The following is a 17437-nucleotide window of genomic DNA, read 5'->3' as shown; positions in this document are numbered from 1 at the left end:
CGAAGGGCGCGGGGCGCTAGCGGGGCGCCTTGCGCGCAGCCCGCAGCCACTCCTTGTTCATCGCCGCGATGGACGGCAGCGGGATGCCCTTCGGGCAGGCGGTGGCGCACTCACCGGTGAGGGTGCAGCCGCCGAAGCCCTCGGAGTCCATCTGCGTGACCATGTCGAGGACGCGGGTCTCGCGCTCGGGCGCGCCCTGCGGAAGGACGTTCAGGTGGTTGACCTTGGCCGAGGTGAACAGCATCGCCGAGCCGTTGGGGCAGGCCGCCACGCAGGCGCCGCAGCCGATGCACTCGGCGTGCTCGAAGGCGTGGTCGGCGTCCGGCTTCGGCACGGGCGTGGCGTGCGCCTCGGGGGCGGCGCCGGTCGGCACGCTGATGTAGCCGCCCGCCTGGATGATGCGGTCGAAGGCGGAGCGATCGACGACCAGGTCCTTGATGACCGGGAAGGCGGCCGCGCGCCACGGCTCGACGTCGATGGTGTCGCCGTCCTGGAAGGAGCGCATGTGCAGCTGGCAGGTGGTGGTGCGCTCGGGCCCGTGCGCGTCGCCGTTGATGACGAGCGAGCAGGCGCCGCAGATGCCCTCGCGGCAGTCGTGGTCGAAGGCGACCGGCTCCTCGCCCTTGACGATGAGCTCTTCGTTGAGGGTGTCGAGCATCTCCAGGAAGGACATGTCCGGAGAGATCCCGTCCACCTCGTAGGTGGACATGGCGCCTTCGGCGCCGGCATCGCGCTGGCGCCAGACGCGCAGGGTGAGCTTCATGCGTAGCTCCGCTGAGTGGGGTGGACGTACTCGAAGACCAGGTCTTCCTTGTGCAGGACGGGGGCGGCGCCGGTGGCGGTGAACTCCCAGGCGGCCGCGTAGGAGAACTCCTCGTCCCTGCGGGCGGCCTCGCCGTCGGGGGTCTGGGACTCCTCCCGGAAGTGGCCGCCGCAGGACTCGGCCCGGTGCAGCGCGTCGAGGCACATCAGCTCGGCGAGCTCCAGGTAGTCGACGATGCGGTTGGCCTTCTCCAGGGACTGGTTGAACTCCTCGCCGGTGCCGGGCACCTTCAGGCGCCGCCAGAACTCGTCGCGGATCTGCGGGATGCGCTCCAGGGCCTTGCGCAGACCCGTCTCGGTGCGGGCCATGCCGCAGAACTCCCACATGAGTTCGCCGAGTTCGCGGTGGAAGGAGTCGGGTGTGCGGTCGCCGTCGACGGCGAGCAGCCGCGCGACCCGCTCCTCGGTCTCGCCGATCACCTCGCGCACCGCCGGGTGCTGGTCGGTGACCTCCGACTGGTGCGGGTTCCTCGCGAGGTAGTCGTTGATGGTGGACGGCAGGACGAAGTAGCCGTCGGCCAGGCCCTGCATGAGGGCGGAGGCGCCGAGCCGGTTCGCTCCGTGGTCGGAGAAGTTGGCCTCGCCGATGGCGAACAGGCCGGGGACGGTGGTCTGGAGGTCGTAGTCGACCCACAGGCCGCCCATCGTGTAGTGCACGGCCGGGTAGATCCGCATCGGCACCCGGTACGGATCCTCGTCGGTGATCCGCTGGTACATGTCGAAGAGGTTGCCGTACTTGGCCTCGACGGCTCCCCGGCCCATGCGCCGGATGGCGTCGGCGAAGTCCAGGTAGACGCCCTGGCCGCCGGGGCCCACTCCCCTGCCCTCGTCGCAGACGTTCTTCGCGGCGCGGGACGCGATGTCGCGCGGGACGAGGTTGCCGAAGGAGGGGTAGATGCGCTCCAGGTAGTAGTCGCGCTCCTCCTCGGGGATCTCGTTCGCCGGGCGCGTGTCGCCCTTGGCCTTGGGCACCCAGATGCGGCCGTCGTTGCGCAGCGACTCGCTCATCAGGGTCAGCTTCGACTGGTGGTCGCCGGTGCGCGGGATGCAGGTGGGGTGGATCTGGGTGAAGCAGGGGTTGCCGAAGTAGGCGCCGCGCCGGTGGGCCCGCCACACGGCGGTGGCGTTGGAGTTCATGGCGTTGGTCGACAGGTAGAAGACGTTGCCGTAGCCGCCGGAGGCGAGGACGACGGCGTCCGCGAAGTACGTGTCGATCTTGCCGGTGACCAGGTCGCGGGCGACGATGCCGCGCGCGTGGCCGTCGACGACGATCAGGTCGAGCATCTCGGTGCGCGGGTGCATCTCGACGTTCCCGGCCGCGATCTGGCGGCTGAGCGCCTGGTAGGCGCCGAGCAGGAGCTGCTGGCCCGTCTGGCCGCGGGCGTAGAACGTGCGGGACACCTGCACGCCGCCGAAGGAGCGGGTGTCGAGCAGTCCGCCGTACTCGCGCGCGAAGGGCACGCCCTGCGCCACGCACTGGTCGATGATCTCCACCGAGATCTGTGCGAGCCGGTGCACGTTGGACTCGCGGGCGCGGAAGTCGCCGCCCTTGACGGTGTCGTAGAACAGGCGGTGCACGGAGTCGCCGTCGTTGCGGTAGTTCTTGGCGGCGTTGATGCCGCCCTGCGCGGCGATCGAGTGGGCGCGGCGAGGCGAGTCCTGGTAGCAGAACTGCACGACGTGGTAGCCCTGTTCGGCGAGCGTGGCCCCGGCGGAGCCGCCCGCGAGGCCGGTGCCCACCACGATCACGGTGTGCTTGCGGCGGTTGGCGGGGTTGACCAGCTTGGCCTCGAAGCGGCGGGTGTCCCAGCGCTCGTTGACCGGCCCCCGCGGCGCCTTGGTGTCGGCGACCGGCTCTCCGGTGGCGTAGTCGGCAAAGGAATTCATCGGTCAGCTCACCACTCCGGTCATGACGCCGACGGGGACGGAGACGAAGCCAGCGGTCAGCAGGAGCGCGAGGCCGTTGGCGCAGGTCTTCAGGGCGCGGTCGCGGGCCGCGCTGCCCACGCCGAGGGTCTGTGCGGCGCTCCAGAAGCCGTGCCGCACGTGGAAGCCGACGGCGACCACGGCGACGATGTAGACGACGTTGCCGTACCAGGTCGAGAAGGTGTCGATGACGTTCTGGTACGGGTGCAGGTGCTGGTACTCGCCGGGGTGCGCGGTGCCCGTCGTCAGGTCCAGGATGTGCCAGACGATGAACAGGCCGACGATGACGCCGCCCCAGCGCATGGTGCGCGTCGCATAGCTGCTGCGCGGCTTCTTGTGCACGTACTTGGTGGGGCGCGCCTTGAGGTCGCGCTTGCTCAGCTGGTACGCGGAGACGGCGTGCGCGACCACGGAGACGACGAGCACGACCCGGATGACCCACAGGGTCCACTCCCAGCGCATCACGGGCCCGCCGAGGGTGCGCAGCCAGTGCGCGTAGTGGTTGAAGTCGTCCGGGCCGAAGAAGATCTTGAGGTTCCCGATCATGTGCGCGACCAGGTAGAGCAGCATGATCAGGCCGCTCACCGCCATCACGGTCTTCTTGCCGACGGTGGAGTCCCACACCGTTCGCGGAAGTGACGGCCGTCGGTCCGTCCGGGTTGCCAGAGCCATGCCAGCAACGCTACGGCCGAAGGTCCCGATCAGTCCAAGAGATGATGGCGCTCATCTCCATAGGTTGAGACTATGGAAAGTCTAGGGTGTAGGCATGCAGTTCCAGCAGCTCTTGTATTTCGTCGCCGTCGCCGAGACCCGGCACTTCACGCGGGCCGCCGAGCGGGTGCACGTCTCGCAGCCCTCGCTCTCGCAACAGGTGCGCGCCCTGGAGAAGGAGCTGGGCGCCGAGCTGTTCAGCCGGGCGCGCGGCAACATCACGCTCACCGACGCGGGCGAGGCGCTGCTTCCGCTGGCCCGGCGCATCCTCGCCGACGCCGACACCGCGCGCATCGAGGTGCAGGAGCTGGCGCAGCTGCGCCGCGGCCGGGTGCGCCTCGGCGCGACCCCGAGCGTCTGCACCGGTCTGCTGCCGCAGGTCCTGCGCGACTTCCACGACCGGCACCCCGGCATCCAGCTCCTGATCGAGGAGGGCGGCAGCCACGACCTCGTCCGCCAGCTCGCGCGCGGCGCCCTCGACCTGGCGCTCGTGGTGCTGCCGCTGCCCAGCCCCTCGCCCGCCCTGACCACGGTGGAGCTGCTGCGCGAGGACCTGGTCGTGGTGTCGTCGCCGGACGCCCCCGACACACCGGACTTCGGCGCGACGGCCCGCGTCGCCGACCTCCAGGGCGAGCGCCTCGTGATGTTCCGGCACGGCTACGACCTGCGGGAGCTGACGGTCGCGGCCTGCCGCGCGGAGGGTTTCGAGCCCGAGTTCGCCGTCGAGGGCGGCGAGATGGACGCGGTGCTCGGCTTCGTGCGCGCGGGCCTCGGCGTCGCCGTCGTCCCCCGCATGGTCGCCGAGCGCGCGGGCAGCGGCCTGCGGATGACGCCGCTCGCCCGGCCCCGCCTTCGCCGCACGATCGCGCTCGCCCACCGCAGCGACGTGGCGCCGCCGCGCGCGGCCCGGGAGTTGCAGCGGATGCTGCTCGCCCGGTGAGGGGCGACGCGGCGTGCGGCGGCGTGATCGGGCGCACGCCGCGTGATGCGCCGGAAAGAGTGCGCCCCCGATCCGCTCCCGTGCGCCCGTCAGAACGGCATGTGCGTAGGAGATTTCCCGCCAACCGATACCTCCCGGCCACCACTCGCCCGGCCCTACCCTGGCTCTCCGAACGCGGGAGGGGGCGCGCATGGGGGCTGCGCGGGGCGTGCGCCACGGGCTCGCCAGGGCTGCTCGCGCGACGGCCGCGCTGCTGCTGTGCGGCGTCGTCGCGGCGTGTGTGACGTGGGCGTCGGACGAGTGGGGTGACACCGCGCGCGGCCAGGTCCTGGCACAGCGGACGGAGGCCGACAGGGCGCGGAATCCGTTCCCGTGGTGGCAGGACACGAAGAAGCCGCCCGACCAGGTGCCCGTGGGCACCCGCCGGGACACCCCGGGCGACGGCAGCAGCGGCGAGGTCGCGGTGCGCATCGAGCGCACGCCCGAGAAGTCCTGGCGGGCCGTGGTCCGCTACCGGCTGCGGCTGCGCGCGGCGGATCCGCTCGCGAACCGCCTCCGGGCGTGGCCGGACCAGTTCGCCCAGGTATCCAGCAGTCTGCCGGGCGGCTACGCCACCGCCGTCGCCCTGCACGGCGGGATGCGGCGGCCCGGTTACCCCCACTGGTGCGCGGTCAGCCAGCCGTCGGCGCGCGACAGGGTGACGGTCACCGCCGAACACCGCGTCACCTTGACCGCCGCCATGGCCGCGGACGGCATCACGTACGCCATCGGGTCCGCCTTCAAGGACGAGAGGGGTCAGCTGGTCCCCCGGCCCCGCCTGCCCGGCCGCTGGGCCTGGAGCATCGAGGTGCCGCGCGGCTGGGGCCTGGCGGTCAGCGGCCCGCCGACCCGGCAGACGGCCCGCGCGGTCACCTTCGTCCTGACCCGCGAGGGGAACCCCGGCCGGGTGACGGCCCGCCTCCTGACGTCCCGGGAGGCGGCCGCCGCCGCGCTCGGCTCGCCCGCTCCGCAGGACCCGCCGGGCAGCAGCCCCGAGGCCCTGCTGTCCCTCGTCGTCCTGGGCGTCGTGGCCTGCGCCGCGCTGACCGGCTACCGCACCACGCCGGGAGGGGGCCCGCGCGCGGGCCCCCTCGTGCCGCTCGTCGCGGTGGGCCTCGCCGTCGCCCTGGGCGCGCTCCTCATCGACTCGTACTCCACCCACTGGAAGGTGCTCTCCTGGCTGTGGGGAGGCCTCGTGTACGGCCACACCGGGCTCGTCTCGGAGCCGCTGCCCATGGAGTCGCGCACCCAGGGCGCGCTGCTCGGCACCGTCCTGTTCGTGCTCCCCGTCCTGACCGTCGTCGTCAGTCACCGGCGGCGCGGCGCCCGCTGTCCCGCAGTCGTCGAGTCGGGCGTCCTCGCCGCGCCCACCGCCGCCCTGGTCCTGCTGGCCTGGCTCATGGGCGGCGGCACCTGGACGCGGGCCGTCGTCACCTGTCTCGTCACCGCCGCGCTCGCCGCCTGCGCCGTCTACGCGGTCCTGCGCCTGCGGCTGTGCGGGAACGCGGCGCGCGCGTGGGCGGTGCCGCTCGCCCTGGCCGCCTGGACCGCGGCGATCTCCTGCGTGGTGCTCCAGGTCCTGCCCTGGGAGACGGACCTCGCGACGCCGTTCACCGGGCAGCGGCTCTTCACCGGCCGGAGCGCCGGGGCGTCCTGGCCGCTGCTCTTCACCCTGGTCGTGCCCTGGGTCACCGCGCTGCTGCTCGTCGTCGTCCCGCTCCTGCCGCCCGCGGCCCGCGTCGGCCGGACGGGGCGCCTCGCGCTCGCGGCCGTCCTCGTCCCCGCCCTGCTCCCGTGGTGGACCGTCATGACCTCCACGGACCGCCCCGCGACCAGCGACCTCCTGGCCCAGCTCGCCGGGCAGTGGCCGGGTGACAGCCTCGTCTACGGCGTGCGCACCATCGCGCCCGGCGCACAGGTGATGTGGTGCGCGACGGTCGCCGTCCTGCTGGCCCAGCTCTACGCCACCGGCGTGGAGAAGGGCCGCTGGGGCGCGGGGGCGCGCCGGAACTGTCTCGCCCTGCTGCTGTGCGCCGCCGCGGCGACCGTCATCGGCGCCCCGAACAACTGGCTGCCGTACTGGACGACCGCCGCCGCGCTCCTCGTCGCCTGGGCGGGCGCGCACCTCTTGCTGCCCTCCGGCCGTGCGGAGCGCGCCCGGAAACTGCACGGCCTCTCCGGCGCCGCGCACGCCCGGCTGCTCAACTCCCTGGCCCGCGCCCTGCTGTTCGCCGAGGGCCGGCACCGCTTCCTGACGTCGTCACGGGGCACCCTCGCCGACACCTCGCTGCCCGCCGACAGCTGGGAGGAGAAGTGGCAGAGCCTGCGCCGGCCCACCGCCGCGGACGCGGCCCGGGAGACGGCGCGGCTCAAGGGCGTCGCGCTCGGCGGCTCCGCGGGCCGCGCCGCCTGGTCGAACGGCGTCGCCGCCGCGGCGGCCACCGCGCTGCTCACCCTGCCGTGGACGGCGTGGACCGCGTGGCAGGCCGAGGGCTACAGCGGCGTACCGGAGTCGGTGACCGTGGCGGGCGCGCCGACCTGCGTCTGGCTGGCCCACGGCTTCACGTACGGCTATCTGTATCCGTGGCTGCGCGGCAACACGCCCGTCGGCAAGGCGGGCTGGCTGTGGGCGGTGATGTCGGCGGTCCAGCTCCTGCTGCTCGTCCCGCGCCTGCGGGTGCCCCAGGGGCCGACCGCGCTCTCCGTCTTCCTGATCCTGGCGCAGAGCACCGTCATGGCCCTGGGCCTCGCGCTGTACTGGGAGATGCGCCTCGTCCGCCGGGCCGACCTGCTGTGGGGTCACATCCGCAACTTCCGCCGCCTGTCGTCCCTGGCCACACCGGTGAGCGCGGTCCTGGTGGCGGCCGTCGCCGCGGTCGCCACCGTCCTGGCCACCACGTGGGCGAGCAACGTCACGGCCCCGGTGGACACCCCCAGCCCGTCCCACTCCACGACGACGGCGCCACCCGGAGAGCCCTGAGGCGGCCCGCCCGCCTCAGGGCACGTCGGCGAGCGCCAGCTCGTGCAGCCGGTCCGGCGGCCCGGGCCGGGCGTAGTACCAGCCCTGCGCGGTGTCGCACCCCAGCTCCCGCAGCTGGTCGGCCTGCGCCCCCGTCTCGACGCCCTCGACCGTCACGGCCAGGTCCAGGCTGTGCGCGAGCGACACGATGCCCTCGACGATCTTCAGGTCGACGGGGTCGACGGGGTAGTGCTGCATGCCCTGTGTGAAGGCCCGGTCGAGCTTCAGGACGCTGACCGGCAGGCGCCGGAGGTTCGCCAGGTTCGAGTACCCCGTGCCGAAGTCGTCGAGCGCGATGTCGACGCCCATCTCGGCGAGCCGCCGCAGCGGCTTGAGCAGGTCCTCGTCGGCGCCGATCAGCGCGGACTCGGTGACCTCCAGGCAGAGCGCGCCGGGCGCGAGCCCGGTCCGCTCCAGGATCTCCACGGTGTCGGAGACCAGGCCGGGGTGGGTGAGCTGGCACGGTGAGAGGTTCACGTTCACGCGCAGCGGTCCCGCGTGCTCGTGCCGGGCCTGCCAGGTGTAGGCCTGGCGCACGGACTCCTCCAGGACCCAGCGGCCGAGCGGCACGATGAGCCCGGTGTGCTCGGCGAGCGGAATGAATCGGTCCGGTCCGATGACGCCGTGCTGCGGGTGCAGCCAGCGCACCAGCGCCTCGGCGCCGCGCACACTGCCGTCCTCCAGATGCACGAGCGGCTGGTACTCGATGAAGAACTCGCCGCGCTCCAGGGCCACCGGCAGCGCCGTCGTCAGGCCGTGCCGGGTGATGGCGCGGGCGTCGGCCTCGGGGTCGGCCAGCTCGTAGCGGTTGCCGCCCGCGTGCTTCGCGCGGTACATCGTGATGTCGGCGCTGCGCAGCACCTCGGCGGCGCCGCGCTCGGCGGCCGGGCCCTCGACGATGCCGATGGAGCCGCGCACGGTCAGCTCGCGGCCGTCGACGCTGATCGGCGTCGCGAGCGCGTTCATGATGCGCCCGGCCAACTCGTCGACCTCCCGCTCCGTGTCGGGTCCGGTGGTCAGCGCCACGAACTCGTCGCCGCCGAGCCGGGCCACCATCTCTCCGGGCGCGGTCGCGCAGGCCTGGAGGCGGTCGGCGACTTCCACGAGCAGCCGGTCGCCCGCCGCGTGCCCCAGGCTGTCGTTGACCGTCTTGAAGCCGTCGAGGTCCAGGTAGCAGAGCCCGAACCGGGCGCGCTCCCCCGCCGCGAGCGCCTTCTCCAGGCGCTCGAAGAACAGCGTGCGGTTGGGCAGTCCGGTGAGCGCGTCGTGCGTCGCCTCGTAGCGCAGGCGCAGGTTCAGGAGCCGGCGCTCGGTGGTGTCCTCGACGAGCGCGAGCTGGTACTGGGGCACCCCGTCGGCGTCACGCAGCAAAGAGACCGTCAGATTGGTCCACAGGACGGTGCCGTCGGGGCGGTAGAAGGCCTTCTCGACGCGGTAGTGCTCGCGCTCGCCGTGCACCAGCTCCTCGTAGAGCTTCCACACGTGCGGGGAGTCGTCGGGGTGCGTCCAGCTGCCCACGTTGCGCCCGCGCAGATGGTGCTCCAGGCCGCCGAACATCCGCACGAGGGCGTCGTTGACCTCCAGGACGGTGCCTTCGAGGTCGGCGATGCCGATGCCGACCGCGGCGCCGTGGAACACCGCGCGGAAGCGGGCCTCGCTCGCGTGCAGGGCCTCGGCGACGGTGCCGCGCGCGTCGAGCGCCGCCCGGGATATGGCCTCCTGCTCGGCCAGGGTGCGCGTCCGCAGCGCCCGCGCGAACCCGGCGGCGACCGCGTGCTGGATGCGGGCGCAGCGGGCCCGCAGCTCCTCGCGCTCCCCCTCGGCGCCGCAGTACAGGACGAGGTAGGCGTCCACCACGTTCAGGGTGCGGCTGAGCGCCTCCGGCTCGGTGCAGTGCGCCTCGACCAGGGCCGCGCCGACCGCCTCGCCGGTGGCGGCGCGGAACGGCCGCTCGTCCAGGGCGTCGCGCAACCACCGGGCGAGCGGCTGGAGTTGCCGCTCGAACTCGGGCCGGGTCAGCGAGGTGGCGGTCACCGGGAAGAGCGCGCGACTCCAGATCGTGGCGAATCTGCGCAGTCTGTCCTCCGGCCCGTCCGGCTCCGCGCTCAACGCTTGCGTCCCACGCCGGCGAAACCGGAGAAGGACCAGGGGTCCTCGTCCGCGAGCTCCGTGTCGGCCCGCCACTGCGGCATCGGCACGAGGCCGGGTTCCACCATGTCGTATCCCTCGAAGAACCGCGCGATCTCGGCACGCGATCGCATGATCAATGGATTGCGGATGTCGTTGTACACGCCGACGGCGCCGGCGGCCTGCTCCTGCGGAACCGGTATCCCTTCGTACGAAATGTGCGTGACGGCCAGCAGGCTGCCGGACGCCGTCGCGTCCCGCAGCTCTCCGACCGCCGCGTAGGGATCGTACGCGTCCTCGACGAAGTGGAGTATGGCCGACAGAAGAAGCGCAGTCGGCTTGTCCAAGTCGATCAGCGCCCTGACCTCGGAACTGCCCAGGATGTCCCGGGGTTTGCGCAGATCGGCGAAGACCGCGTCGTATCGGGGCTCGCCGTCCACGACCGCGCGGGCGTGCGCGACGGCCACCGGGTCGTGGTCCACGTACACGACGCGCGCCCCCGGGGCCGCGGCCCGGACCACCTCGTGGACCGCCCCGAAGGACGGCAGGCCGCAGCCGATGTCGAGGAACTGGTCGATGCCCGCCTCCACGGCGAAACGCACGGCGCGGCGGGTGAAGGCACGATTCGCCTGAGCGATCTTGGGTAACCCGGGCAGGAACTCGAGCGCCCGGCGCGCGGCCTCCCGGTCCGCCTCGAAGTTGTACGAGCCCCCCAGGTAGCAGTCGTTGATCCGGGCCGCGCTCGGCATCGCGATGTCGATGCCGGGCGGAGCCCAGGCGGGACGCTCCATCAACACTCCAAGGCTTAGACATCGGGCGGAGGCGAGCCGGTGTTCGAGGGTGAGGCTACTGATCGCCAGCCAAGGGAGCGAGTCAAACCGGAAATTGGCCGTCCGTTCTCGGTCACTGCCTGGGTGGCTGCCGGTGGCACATGCCGTACGCACCCTGAGAAACGCCAAAGAACCGGCCCATTCCCTCCGTTTGGTACGGAAGGAACGGGCCGGTCGGCCGGGTGCGTCCCGGGCCCCGGGGCGGGGCGCCGGGCGGACCGGGTGCCGCGCGGCGGCGGGGGCCCTACTGAGCGGCGCGCACCGCCTTGCCGTCCGGGGCCGCGGCGAACCAGGTGCCGCCCACACCCTGGCCGTTGGTGTCACCGGGCTTCTTGTCCCCGGCAAAGGTGTACAGCGGCCAGCAGTCGATCGTCTGCTGCTTGCGGCCGTCGGGGCGGTCGAAGGTGACGAACCCCTTCTCCAGGATGCCCTTGGTGTCGTTCTTGGCCACGGGCTCCACGACCGGCCACTTCTCCAGGCAGGCGCCGGTGCAGGCGGACTTCATGGGCCAGGCGGAGTCCTTGGTGAAGCGGTAGACCGTCATGCCGTTCCTGTCGACGACGATCTCGCCGAGCTCGGGGTCGTTGCGCGTGGAGAGCCCGGCCCGCTCGGCGGGCCGCGCGGCGCCCGCACCGCCGCCGGGGGCCGCGGGCTTGGCCTTCTTGCCGTCGGGCGCCGAGGCGAACCAGGTGCCGCCCACGCCCTGCCCCTTGGCGTCACCGGGCTCGGCGTCCTTGGCGAATCGGTACATCGGCCAGCCGTCGATGGTCAGCTGCTTGCTGCCGTCGGACCGGGTGACCTCGCCGAGCAGGGACTCGTCGACGCCGGGGGCCGCCTCCGCGCCCTTCGCGGGCACCACGGGCCAGGCCTGCTCACAGGCGCCGTCGCAGTTCGACTTCGGCGGCTGCGCGGTGTCCTTGTCGAAGCGGTACAGCGTGAAGCCCGCGCTGTCCGTGACGACCTTGCCGAGCTTCTTGCTGTCCCGGACGGCGAGCTGCCCCGCCGACTTGGCCTTGGCCGCCCCCTTCGCGGCGCTGCCCGAGTCGGCGCCGTAGCCGTCACCCGAGCCGTAGCCGTCCCCGGCGGGCGCCTCGTTGCCCACGTTCTGGCCCTTCGGGGACTGCTCCCCCTCGTCCTGACCGCACGCCGTCGTCAGCGCCAGCACGGCCGCAGCTGTCGCTACGAGCGAGGCGCTCCGCCAGGTCTTCATCTCTCACTCACTCCCGCTCCGCTTGGGTGGTGCGCCGCCCACTGGCGTCGCACATGGCCCTAGGTACGGGTGGGGCGGGGGAGAGCGTTCAACACCGGTTCAAGATTCTTTGCGGGCGGGCACGGGGCGGGAACCAGGGGGGCAGGGGTCGCAGGGCCCGCACGGCGCGCGGAGCGGCGCTCCCGGGTGGAGCCCCCGCGCGAACCCGCGTGCGGGCGCTCCCCCCTTCGGTCGATTCGCCTCAGGTTTGCGCGTGAGCCGGTCGCGCGCCCCCCATGATCTGCGTCGTGCCCGGATCCTCCAGGGGCTTCCTCGCCCCCGTCACACGCGTGTTCGCGCTGCTCACGCTCGCCCTGTTCGTCGGCCTTCCGGCGGGCTCGGCCGTCGTCGAGGCCGACGCCTGCGCGTACGCGTCGACCGGCCCGGGCGGGACGGCCACGGCTCACGCGGGCGGCGGTCACTGCCCTCCGCCGCCCACGAAGCCGCCCAAGCCGACCCCGCCGAAGCCCACCCCTACCCCTCCGAAACCCACGCCCACACCTCCGAAACCGACGCCGCCCAAGCCGACGCCCCCGAAGCCCACTCCCCCGAAGCCGACGCCGCCCGCGCCGCCGCAGCCCCCGGCGCCGCCGCGGCCCGTGCCGCCTCCCCCGCCGCGGCCCGCGCCGCCGTCGCCCCGGATCGCCCCGCCGACGCCCGCGCCTCCCGCGCCGTCGGTCAAGCCTCCGCCCCGGCCCGCGCCCCCCGCGCCCCGGCCCACGCCCTCACCACGGCGCCCGGACCGCGCGCCGGAGGCCGTGCACTACCCCGCGTACCACACGGCCCCGCGCAAGAGCCCGCCCCGCGACGGGCCTTCCCTCGTCCATCTCACCCTGCTCATCACCGCACCCGCGGTACTCGCCGTCGCCGCGCTGCGGCCGCGCTGACCGCCGGAGGACTCCCTTGACGGAATGGCTTGTTCTCACCCTCGCGATGGCCGCCGCGTGCGCCGTCGTGCTCCTCATCGTCGTGCTGCGGCACTGGCGGAGCTCCACAAACGCTGACGTATCGGAGACTCCGGACGTGATGGAGTACATGACGATGATGATCGGCGTGGTCTACGCCATCGTCCTCGGCCTGGCCATCGCCGGTGTCTGGGAGGCCCGCAGCGCCGCCCAGGACCACGTCCGTACCGAGGCCCAGGCGCTGCACGAGGTGCATGAGCGGGTCCGTGTCTACCCCGCCGAGGTCCGCGACCGCATCCGCGACGACGTAAGGGCGTATGTCGGCCATGTGGTGACGAAGGAGTGGGACCAGATGGCCGACAACGGTGAACTCACCCCGCGCGGCACCGCCCTGCTGGCCACGCTCCGCCACGACGTCACCGACTACGAACCCAAGTCCGACTTCGAGGCCCAGGCCTACCAGCCCCTCATCGACCAGGTGGCCCTCGCCGACGACGCGCGCGGGGCCCGCGGCGACAGCGCGGAGGCCACCATGCCGGGGGTCGTCTGGTTCGGCCTGATCACCGGCGGCCTCGTGACCGTCGGCCTCATCTTCGCCTTCCAGATCCGCCGCAACGTCCGCGAACTCGTCCTCGCGGGCCTCTTCTCCGCCCTGATCGCCTTCCTGCTCTTCCTGATCTGGGACTTCGACGCCCCTTACAGCCGCGGCATCGCGGCCACGGCGGAGCCCTTCGCGCTGCTCTTCCCCGGCATCGACGGCTGACGCCACGCCGTCCCGCCGGACGCGGCCGCCCCCGGGGCCGCCGCGTCCGGCGCGTTCAGGAGGGCCAGCTCCTCCTCGGTGAGGGTGAGGTCCGCGGCTCCCGCGGAGTCCCGCACCGACGCCGGGCGGCTCGCTCCGGGGACGGGGATCAGCACCGGCGAGCGGGTCAGGAGCCAGGCGAGCGCGATCTGCTGCGGGCTCGTGCCGCGGGCGGCGGCGACCCGGTGGAAGGCCGTACCGGCCGACGCCCCGCCCGAAGGCCCGTCCAGGGAGCTGCGGGAGATGCCGCCGAGCGGACTCCAGGGCAGGAACGCGAGCCCCAGCTCGGTGGCCAGGCGCAGCGCCTCCTCACTGTCCCGGACGGCGGGCGAGTACTGGTTCTGCACGGAGACGAGACCCGCCCCGAGGATCGCGTGGGCCTCCCGGATCTGGCCGGGCGTCACATTGGAGACCCCGGCCGCCCTGATCGTGCCCGCGTCGAGCAGTGCGCGCAGGGCGCCGACGGATTCGGCCCACGGCACGTCCGGGTCCGGCTTGTGCAGCTGGTACAGGCCGATCGCCTCGGTGCCGAGGCGGCGCAGCGAGCCCTCGGCGGCGCGCTTCAGATGACCGGGGGTGCCGGTGACCGTCCAACTGCCGTCGCCGGGCCGCCCGCGCCCGCCCTTCGTGGCGACGAGCACCCCGGAGGTGTCGCCGCCGTAGCGGGCCAGGGCGCGGGCGACGAGTTCTTCGTTGTGCCCCCTCTCGCCCGCGTGCCAGTGGTACGAGTCGGCGGTGTCGATCAGCGTGACGCCCGCGTCGAGGGCGGCGTGGACGGTGGCGACGGCCCTGTCCTCGTCGGGCCGCCCCTCGATGGACAGGGGCATGGCGCCGAGGCCGATGGCGCTGACGGTGGTGTCGCCGATGCGGCGGTGCTGCACGAGTGTCTCCTGGAGGGTGGTTCGGAACGGGGTCCGTGTCAGGCCGCCGCGGCGGTACGCGCGGTCGCGAGCGCTTCCGCGACGGCGCCGGGCAGCCAGTCGGACGTGTGGGAGAGGCGGAAGCCGAGCCGTCCGGCGCGGGCGTTGTCCATCGCGTAGTGGCGGTCGAGGGAGAACGGCGACGCGTCCTGCCCGGTGGCGACGGTGCGGTACCTCGGCGCGCGGCCGGTCCGCTCGGCGATCGCCGCCGTCAGGTCCATGACGTCGAGGGGGCCGTGCGAGGCGGCGTTCAGCGCGCCGGTGAAGTCCGAGCCGGTCGCCGCCCAGCGCAGCAGGGCCGCGATCTCCTGGTGGTGGACGAAGACCGTGGGCAGCGGATCGCGGTGCACGGCGATCTCCGCGCCCCGCAGGATCCGTGACACGTAGTGGTCGAGGCGGCCCGTGAACTCCCGGGCGCCGCCGCCGAGCACGTGGGCGCTGCGCACGGCGGCGAACGGAAGGCCGCCGTCCCGCGCGAGGACCGCCTCCGCCTGGCGCTTGCCCTCGGCGTAGTGGGCCGCGCGGAACTCCGGGTCGTGCCAGGGCAGGTCGAGGCGGACGGGCCAGGTCTCCGGGTCCACGGCGGTCTCCGGCACCGGGGTACGGGACGAGGTGTGCGGCCACGCGGCCGTGGCCGGGTCGTACACCTCGATCGTCGAGGTCATGACGTACCGCCCGGCGCGGCCGCGGAAGGCACGGGCGGCGACGGCGGCCTGGGCGGGCGTGTAGCAGACCTGGTCGACGACGACGACGAAGGTGCGGGAGCCGAGGGCCGCGGCGAGGGCGGCCGCGTCGTCGCGGTCGGCGACGAGGTGCCGGACGCCGGGAGGCGGGGGCATGGCCCCGCGGTTGACCACGGTGACGTCGTGGCCGTCCGCGCGCAGGCGCCGGACCAGGAGTTCGCCGAAGTACCGGCTGCCGCCGATGACGCAGATGGTTGCCATGGGGACAACCCTGGCGGGACATCGACCGCAGCAGAACTGGTCACTTACTGTTCTCGTGTTAAGTACGACTGACGACCGTGGCACCCGGGTGGGGCGGTCGGCGAACGGCTGAGGGTGTCTCGTGATCGATGTGCAGCGGCTCCGCGTGCTCCGCGCCGTGGCGGAGCACGGCAGCTTCAACCGCGCGGCCGCGGCCCTGCGCCTCACCCCGTCGGCCGTGTCCCAGCACGTCGCGGCCCTGGAGCGGAGCCTCGGCGCGGCGGTCGTGACGCGCAGCACGCGCGGGGTCGCCCTCACCGAGCCCGGCCGGGTCATGGTGGACGCCGAGGCCGTGACCGCGGAACTGGCCAGGGCCCGGGCGCGGGTGGACCGGCTCGCGGCGCCCCGGCCCCGGCTCACGGTGGCCACCTTCACCAGCGGCGGCCGGGTGCTGCTTCCCGGGGCCCTGACCCGGTTCGCGGCGGAGCATCCGCAGACGGACCTCACGGTGCTCGAACGGGAGCCGGAGGACAGCGTGCGCCTGGTGTGCGAGGGCGCGGCGGACCTGGCGCTCGCCTACCACTTCGACGGGCCCCTGGCCGACGGCGGCCCGGACGGCCGCCCCGGTGTGGTGTGGACGCCGCTGCTCGACGACCCGCTGTCGGCCGTCCTGCCCGACGACCACCCCCTGGCGGCACGGCCGTCGGTGGACCTCGCGGAACTCGCCGCCGAGCGCTGGGTGCTCGGCTGTCTCAAGACGGAGGCGTATCTGCGCCGGTACGCCGCCCTCGCGGGTTTCGAGCCGGTGATCCGCGGCACCACGACGGACTACTTCTTCGCGCGCTCCCTGGTCGCCGCGCGGGTCGGCGTCTCGCTGGTCCCGTCGGTGGCGCTCGCCCCGGAGCTGCCCGGGGTGAGAGCCGTGCCGGTCCTGCCCCCGGCCCTGACCCGCCGCATCGGCATGGCGACGGCGTCGGGGCGGCACGGCCATCCCCTCGCGGAGGCGTTGGCCCGGGCGCTGCGGGCCGAGGCCGGGGTGCTCGATCCGGCCGTGCCCCGCGACCCGCCGGGGCCGCGTGCCCTCACGCCCCGGGGCGGCGGCCGCTGAAGATGCCCCAGCGCAGGCGCCCGGCGCGGGCCGCGTCCACCCACAGCGGCAGATTGCCGAGCAGTCCGTCGACGTAGCCGGGGCTGATGACGGCGCGCAGTTCGGCCTCCTTGGCGCGCGTCTCGTCGGTGAGGCGGACGTAGTGGCGCACCACCTGGTCGCTGTGGTCGGCGAAGTCGACCGCGTCCAGGCCGAGTCCGGTGAGCCGCTCCCGGTAGAAGGCCGGGGTGGCGAGCGCGTCCACGCCGAGGCGGGACACGGCCGCGTGCAGGACCTCGGGGGGCGTCGCATCGTCGGCCATCAGGTCGGTGAAGGCCAGGGCCCCGCCGGGCTTGAGCACCCGTACGGCCTCGCTGAGCACCCGGTTCCGGTCGCCGCTGTGGCAGAACGCCTCCAGGGAGCACACGGCGTCGAAGTGGCCGTCGGCGTACGGCACGTCGTGGAAGGAGCCGGTGACGACCTCGATGAGGTCGCCGAGGCCGCGCTTGGCGTTGGCCGCGCGGTGCCGCTCGTTCTGGGCGGTGCTGAGGTTGAGCGCGACGACCCGGCAGCCGAAGCGGTCGGCCAGGTAGCGGGCGGTCCCGCCGTATCCGGAACCGAGGTCCAGGACGGTGCGCTCCGGGCCGACGGTGGCCCGGAGCCGGTCCGCGAGTTCCTGGACGGTACGCCGGGAGGCGTCCGCGATCGGCTCCCGCTCGTGCGCGTAGATGCCGGTGTGAATGTCCTCGCCGCCCCACACGATGTCGTAGAACGCGTCGACGTCACTGGTCTCGTAGTAGCGGCGCGTCGCGTCCTCGCCCGTGCTCGTGCCCGCTGCGGTCACGTCCTCGCTCATGGTCTCCTGCCACCTCTCGCCGGTCGGCCTCGCTGCCCTTCGGGGGCCATGGACCAAGCGTCGGCGTCTTCGCAGCGAAGATCAACGAGGGCGAATCAGCCACACCGGAACCTGCGGACGCCCGCTCGGCGACGGCCGTCGCGGTGCGTGCGCGCCGGGCCGGGACCGTCCATGGGGAGGCATGGACGCCGATCCCGCCCGGCTGCCCGGCGGGCCACCGGCGCATCGCAGGGGAAGTACCGGTGGCCCCGCCGCACGGATGCCCCCGCAGTCCCCCGTCG

Annotated in this window: 14 protein-coding genes; 5 read left to right on the top strand and 9 right to left on the bottom strand. The window is 73.5% G+C overall.

Annotated features, from left to right (window positions below):
* Positions 1 to 16: 16 nt before the first annotated feature.
* From CP982_RS35685 to CP982_RS35675, 3 genes are read right to left on the bottom strand one after another with little or no spacing between them, the layout of a single operon-like run.
* On the bottom strand, positions 17 to 763 hold the full coding sequence (locus CP982_RS35685) for a succinate dehydrogenase/fumarate reductase iron-sulfur subunit (protein WP_150514245.1): 747 nt from the start codon (positions 761 to 763) through the stop codon (positions 17 to 19).
* Positions 760 to 2709: a fumarate reductase/succinate dehydrogenase flavoprotein subunit gene (locus tag CP982_RS35680; RefSeq protein WP_150514243.1), complete on the bottom strand. Its 1950-nt coding sequence runs from the start codon at positions 2707 to 2709 to the stop codon at positions 760 to 762. The genes CP982_RS35685 and CP982_RS35680 overlap by 4 nt, the downstream gene beginning before the upstream one ends.
* A gap of 3 nt (positions 2710 to 2712) precedes the next feature.
* Positions 2713 to 3420 carry a succinate dehydrogenase gene (locus CP982_RS35675; protein WP_150514242.1) on the bottom strand — a complete coding sequence of 236 codons (708 nt, stop codon included), beginning with the start codon at positions 3418 to 3420 and terminating at the stop codon, positions 2713 to 2715.
* 94 nt (positions 3421 to 3514) lie between these two features.
* Between CP982_RS35675 and CP982_RS35670 the strand changes: the two genes are divergently transcribed.
* Together CP982_RS35670 and CP982_RS41965 are read left to right on the top strand one after the other, a co-directional pair.
* A complete protein-coding gene (locus CP982_RS35670) occupies positions 3515 to 4399 on the top strand; it encodes a LysR family transcriptional regulator (protein ID WP_150514241.1) in 885 nt (294 codons plus the stop codon).
* Between the two features lie 190 nt (positions 4400 to 4589).
* On the top strand, positions 4590 to 7418 hold the full coding sequence (locus CP982_RS41965; protein ID WP_170316562.1) for a hypothetical protein: 2829 nt from the start codon (positions 4590 to 4592) through the stop codon (positions 7416 to 7418).
* Between the two features lie 15 nt (positions 7419 to 7433).
* On the opposite strand, the gene CP982_RS35660 is transcribed toward CP982_RS41965, so the two are convergent.
* The 3 genes from CP982_RS35660 to CP982_RS35650 all read right to left on the bottom strand — a co-directional run bounded on the left by CP982_RS35660 (position 7434) and on the right by CP982_RS35650 (position 11624).
* A complete protein-coding gene (locus CP982_RS35660; protein WP_144322163.1) occupies positions 7434 to 9566 on the bottom strand; it encodes a putative bifunctional diguanylate cyclase/phosphodiesterase in 2133 nt (710 codons plus the stop codon).
* Entirely contained in the window at positions 9563 to 10375 is an 813-nt protein-coding gene (locus CP982_RS35655) for an SAM-dependent methyltransferase (protein ID WP_150514240.1), read from the bottom strand. The genes CP982_RS35660 and CP982_RS35655 overlap by 4 nt, the downstream gene beginning before the upstream one ends.
* A gap of 283 nt (positions 10376 to 10658) precedes the next feature.
* Complete coding sequence (locus CP982_RS35650) at positions 10659 to 11624, bottom strand: SCO0930 family lipoprotein (RefSeq protein ID WP_150514239.1); 966 nt, start codon at positions 11622 to 11624, stop codon at positions 10659 to 10661.
* 287 nt (positions 11625 to 11911) lie between these two features.
* Here CP982_RS35650 and CP982_RS41960 point away from each other — a divergent pair, with 287 nt between their 5' ends.
* Together CP982_RS41960 and CP982_RS35640 are read left to right on the top strand one after the other, a co-directional pair.
* Positions 11912 to 12550, top strand: coding sequence for a hypothetical protein (locus tag CP982_RS41960; protein ID WP_170316561.1), 639 nt, complete (start codon positions 11912 to 11914; stop codon positions 12548 to 12550).
* A gap of 16 nt (positions 12551 to 12566) precedes the next feature.
* Entirely contained in the window at positions 12567 to 13331 is a 765-nt protein-coding gene (locus CP982_RS35640; protein ID WP_150514238.1) for a bestrophin-like domain, read from the top strand.
* On the opposite strand, the gene CP982_RS35635 is transcribed toward CP982_RS35640, so the two are convergent.
* Positions 13265 to 14251 (bottom strand): aldo/keto reductase, encoded by a 987-nt coding sequence (locus CP982_RS35635; protein ID WP_150514237.1) that lies wholly within the window; start codon positions 14249 to 14251, stop codon positions 13265 to 13267. The genes CP982_RS35640 and CP982_RS35635 overlap by 67 nt on opposite strands.
* A 38-nt stretch (positions 14252 to 14289) precedes the next feature.
* Positions 14290 to 15234, bottom strand: a complete 945-nt coding sequence (locus CP982_RS35630; RefSeq protein ID WP_150514236.1) for a Rossmann-fold NAD(P)-binding domain-containing protein — start codon at positions 15232 to 15234, stop codon at positions 14290 to 14292.
* 121 nt (positions 15235 to 15355) lie between these two features.
* On the opposite strand from CP982_RS35630, the gene CP982_RS35625 reads away from it, so the two are divergent.
* Positions 15356 to 16321 (top strand): LysR family transcriptional regulator, encoded by a 966-nt coding sequence (locus CP982_RS35625; protein ID WP_150514235.1) that lies wholly within the window; start codon positions 15356 to 15358, stop codon positions 16319 to 16321.
* Here the strand turns inward: CP982_RS35625 and CP982_RS35620 are convergent.
* Positions 16296 to 17156, bottom strand: coding sequence for an SAM-dependent methyltransferase (locus CP982_RS35620; RefSeq protein ID WP_150514234.1), 861 nt, complete (start codon positions 17154 to 17156; stop codon positions 16296 to 16298). The two genes, CP982_RS35625 and CP982_RS35620, sit on opposite strands and share 26 nt — an antisense overlap.
* Positions 17157 to 17437: the final 281 nt, after the last annotated feature.

This window comes from Streptomyces spectabilis (genome assembly GCF_008704795.1).
Lineage (GTDB): Bacteria > Actinomycetota > Actinomycetes > Streptomycetales > Streptomycetaceae > Streptomyces > Streptomyces spectabilis.
This window is presented reverse-complemented; position numbering and strand designations above follow the sequence as displayed.

Excerpts from the sequence above, each read along its gene's own strand:
- CP982_RS35685 (WP_150514245.1), bottom strand. The coding sequence starts at position 763 with ATGAAGCTCACCCTGCGCGTCTGGCGCCAGCGCGATGCCGGCGCCGAA.
- CP982_RS35680 (WP_150514243.1), bottom strand. The coding sequence starts at position 2,709 with ATGAATTCCTTTGCCGACTACGCCACCGGAGAGCCGGTCGCCGACACC.
- CP982_RS35675 (WP_150514242.1), bottom strand. The coding sequence starts at position 3,420 with ATGGCTCTGGCAACCCGGACGGACCGACGGCCGTCACTTCCGCGAACG.
- CP982_RS35670 (WP_150514241.1), top strand. The coding sequence starts at position 3,515 with ATGCAGTTCCAGCAGCTCTTGTATTTCGTCGCCGTCGCCGAGACCCGG.
- CP982_RS41965 (WP_170316562.1), top strand. The coding sequence starts at position 4,590 with ATGGGGGCTGCGCGGGGCGTGCGCCACGGGCTCGCCAGGGCTGCTCGC.
- CP982_RS35655 (WP_150514240.1), bottom strand. The coding sequence starts at position 10,375 with ATGGAGCGTCCCGCCTGGGCTCCGCCCGGCATCGACATCGCGATGCCG.
- CP982_RS35650 (WP_150514239.1), bottom strand. The coding sequence starts at position 11,624 with ATGAAGACCTGGCGGAGCGCCTCGCTCGTAGCGACAGCTGCGGCCGTG.
- CP982_RS35630 (WP_150514236.1), bottom strand. The coding sequence starts at position 15,234 with ATGGCAACCATCTGCGTCATCGGCGGCAGCCGGTACTTCGGCGAACTC.
- CP982_RS35620 (WP_150514234.1), bottom strand. The coding sequence starts at position 17,156 with ATGAGCGAGGACGTGACCGCAGCGGGCACGAGCACGGGCGAGGACGCG.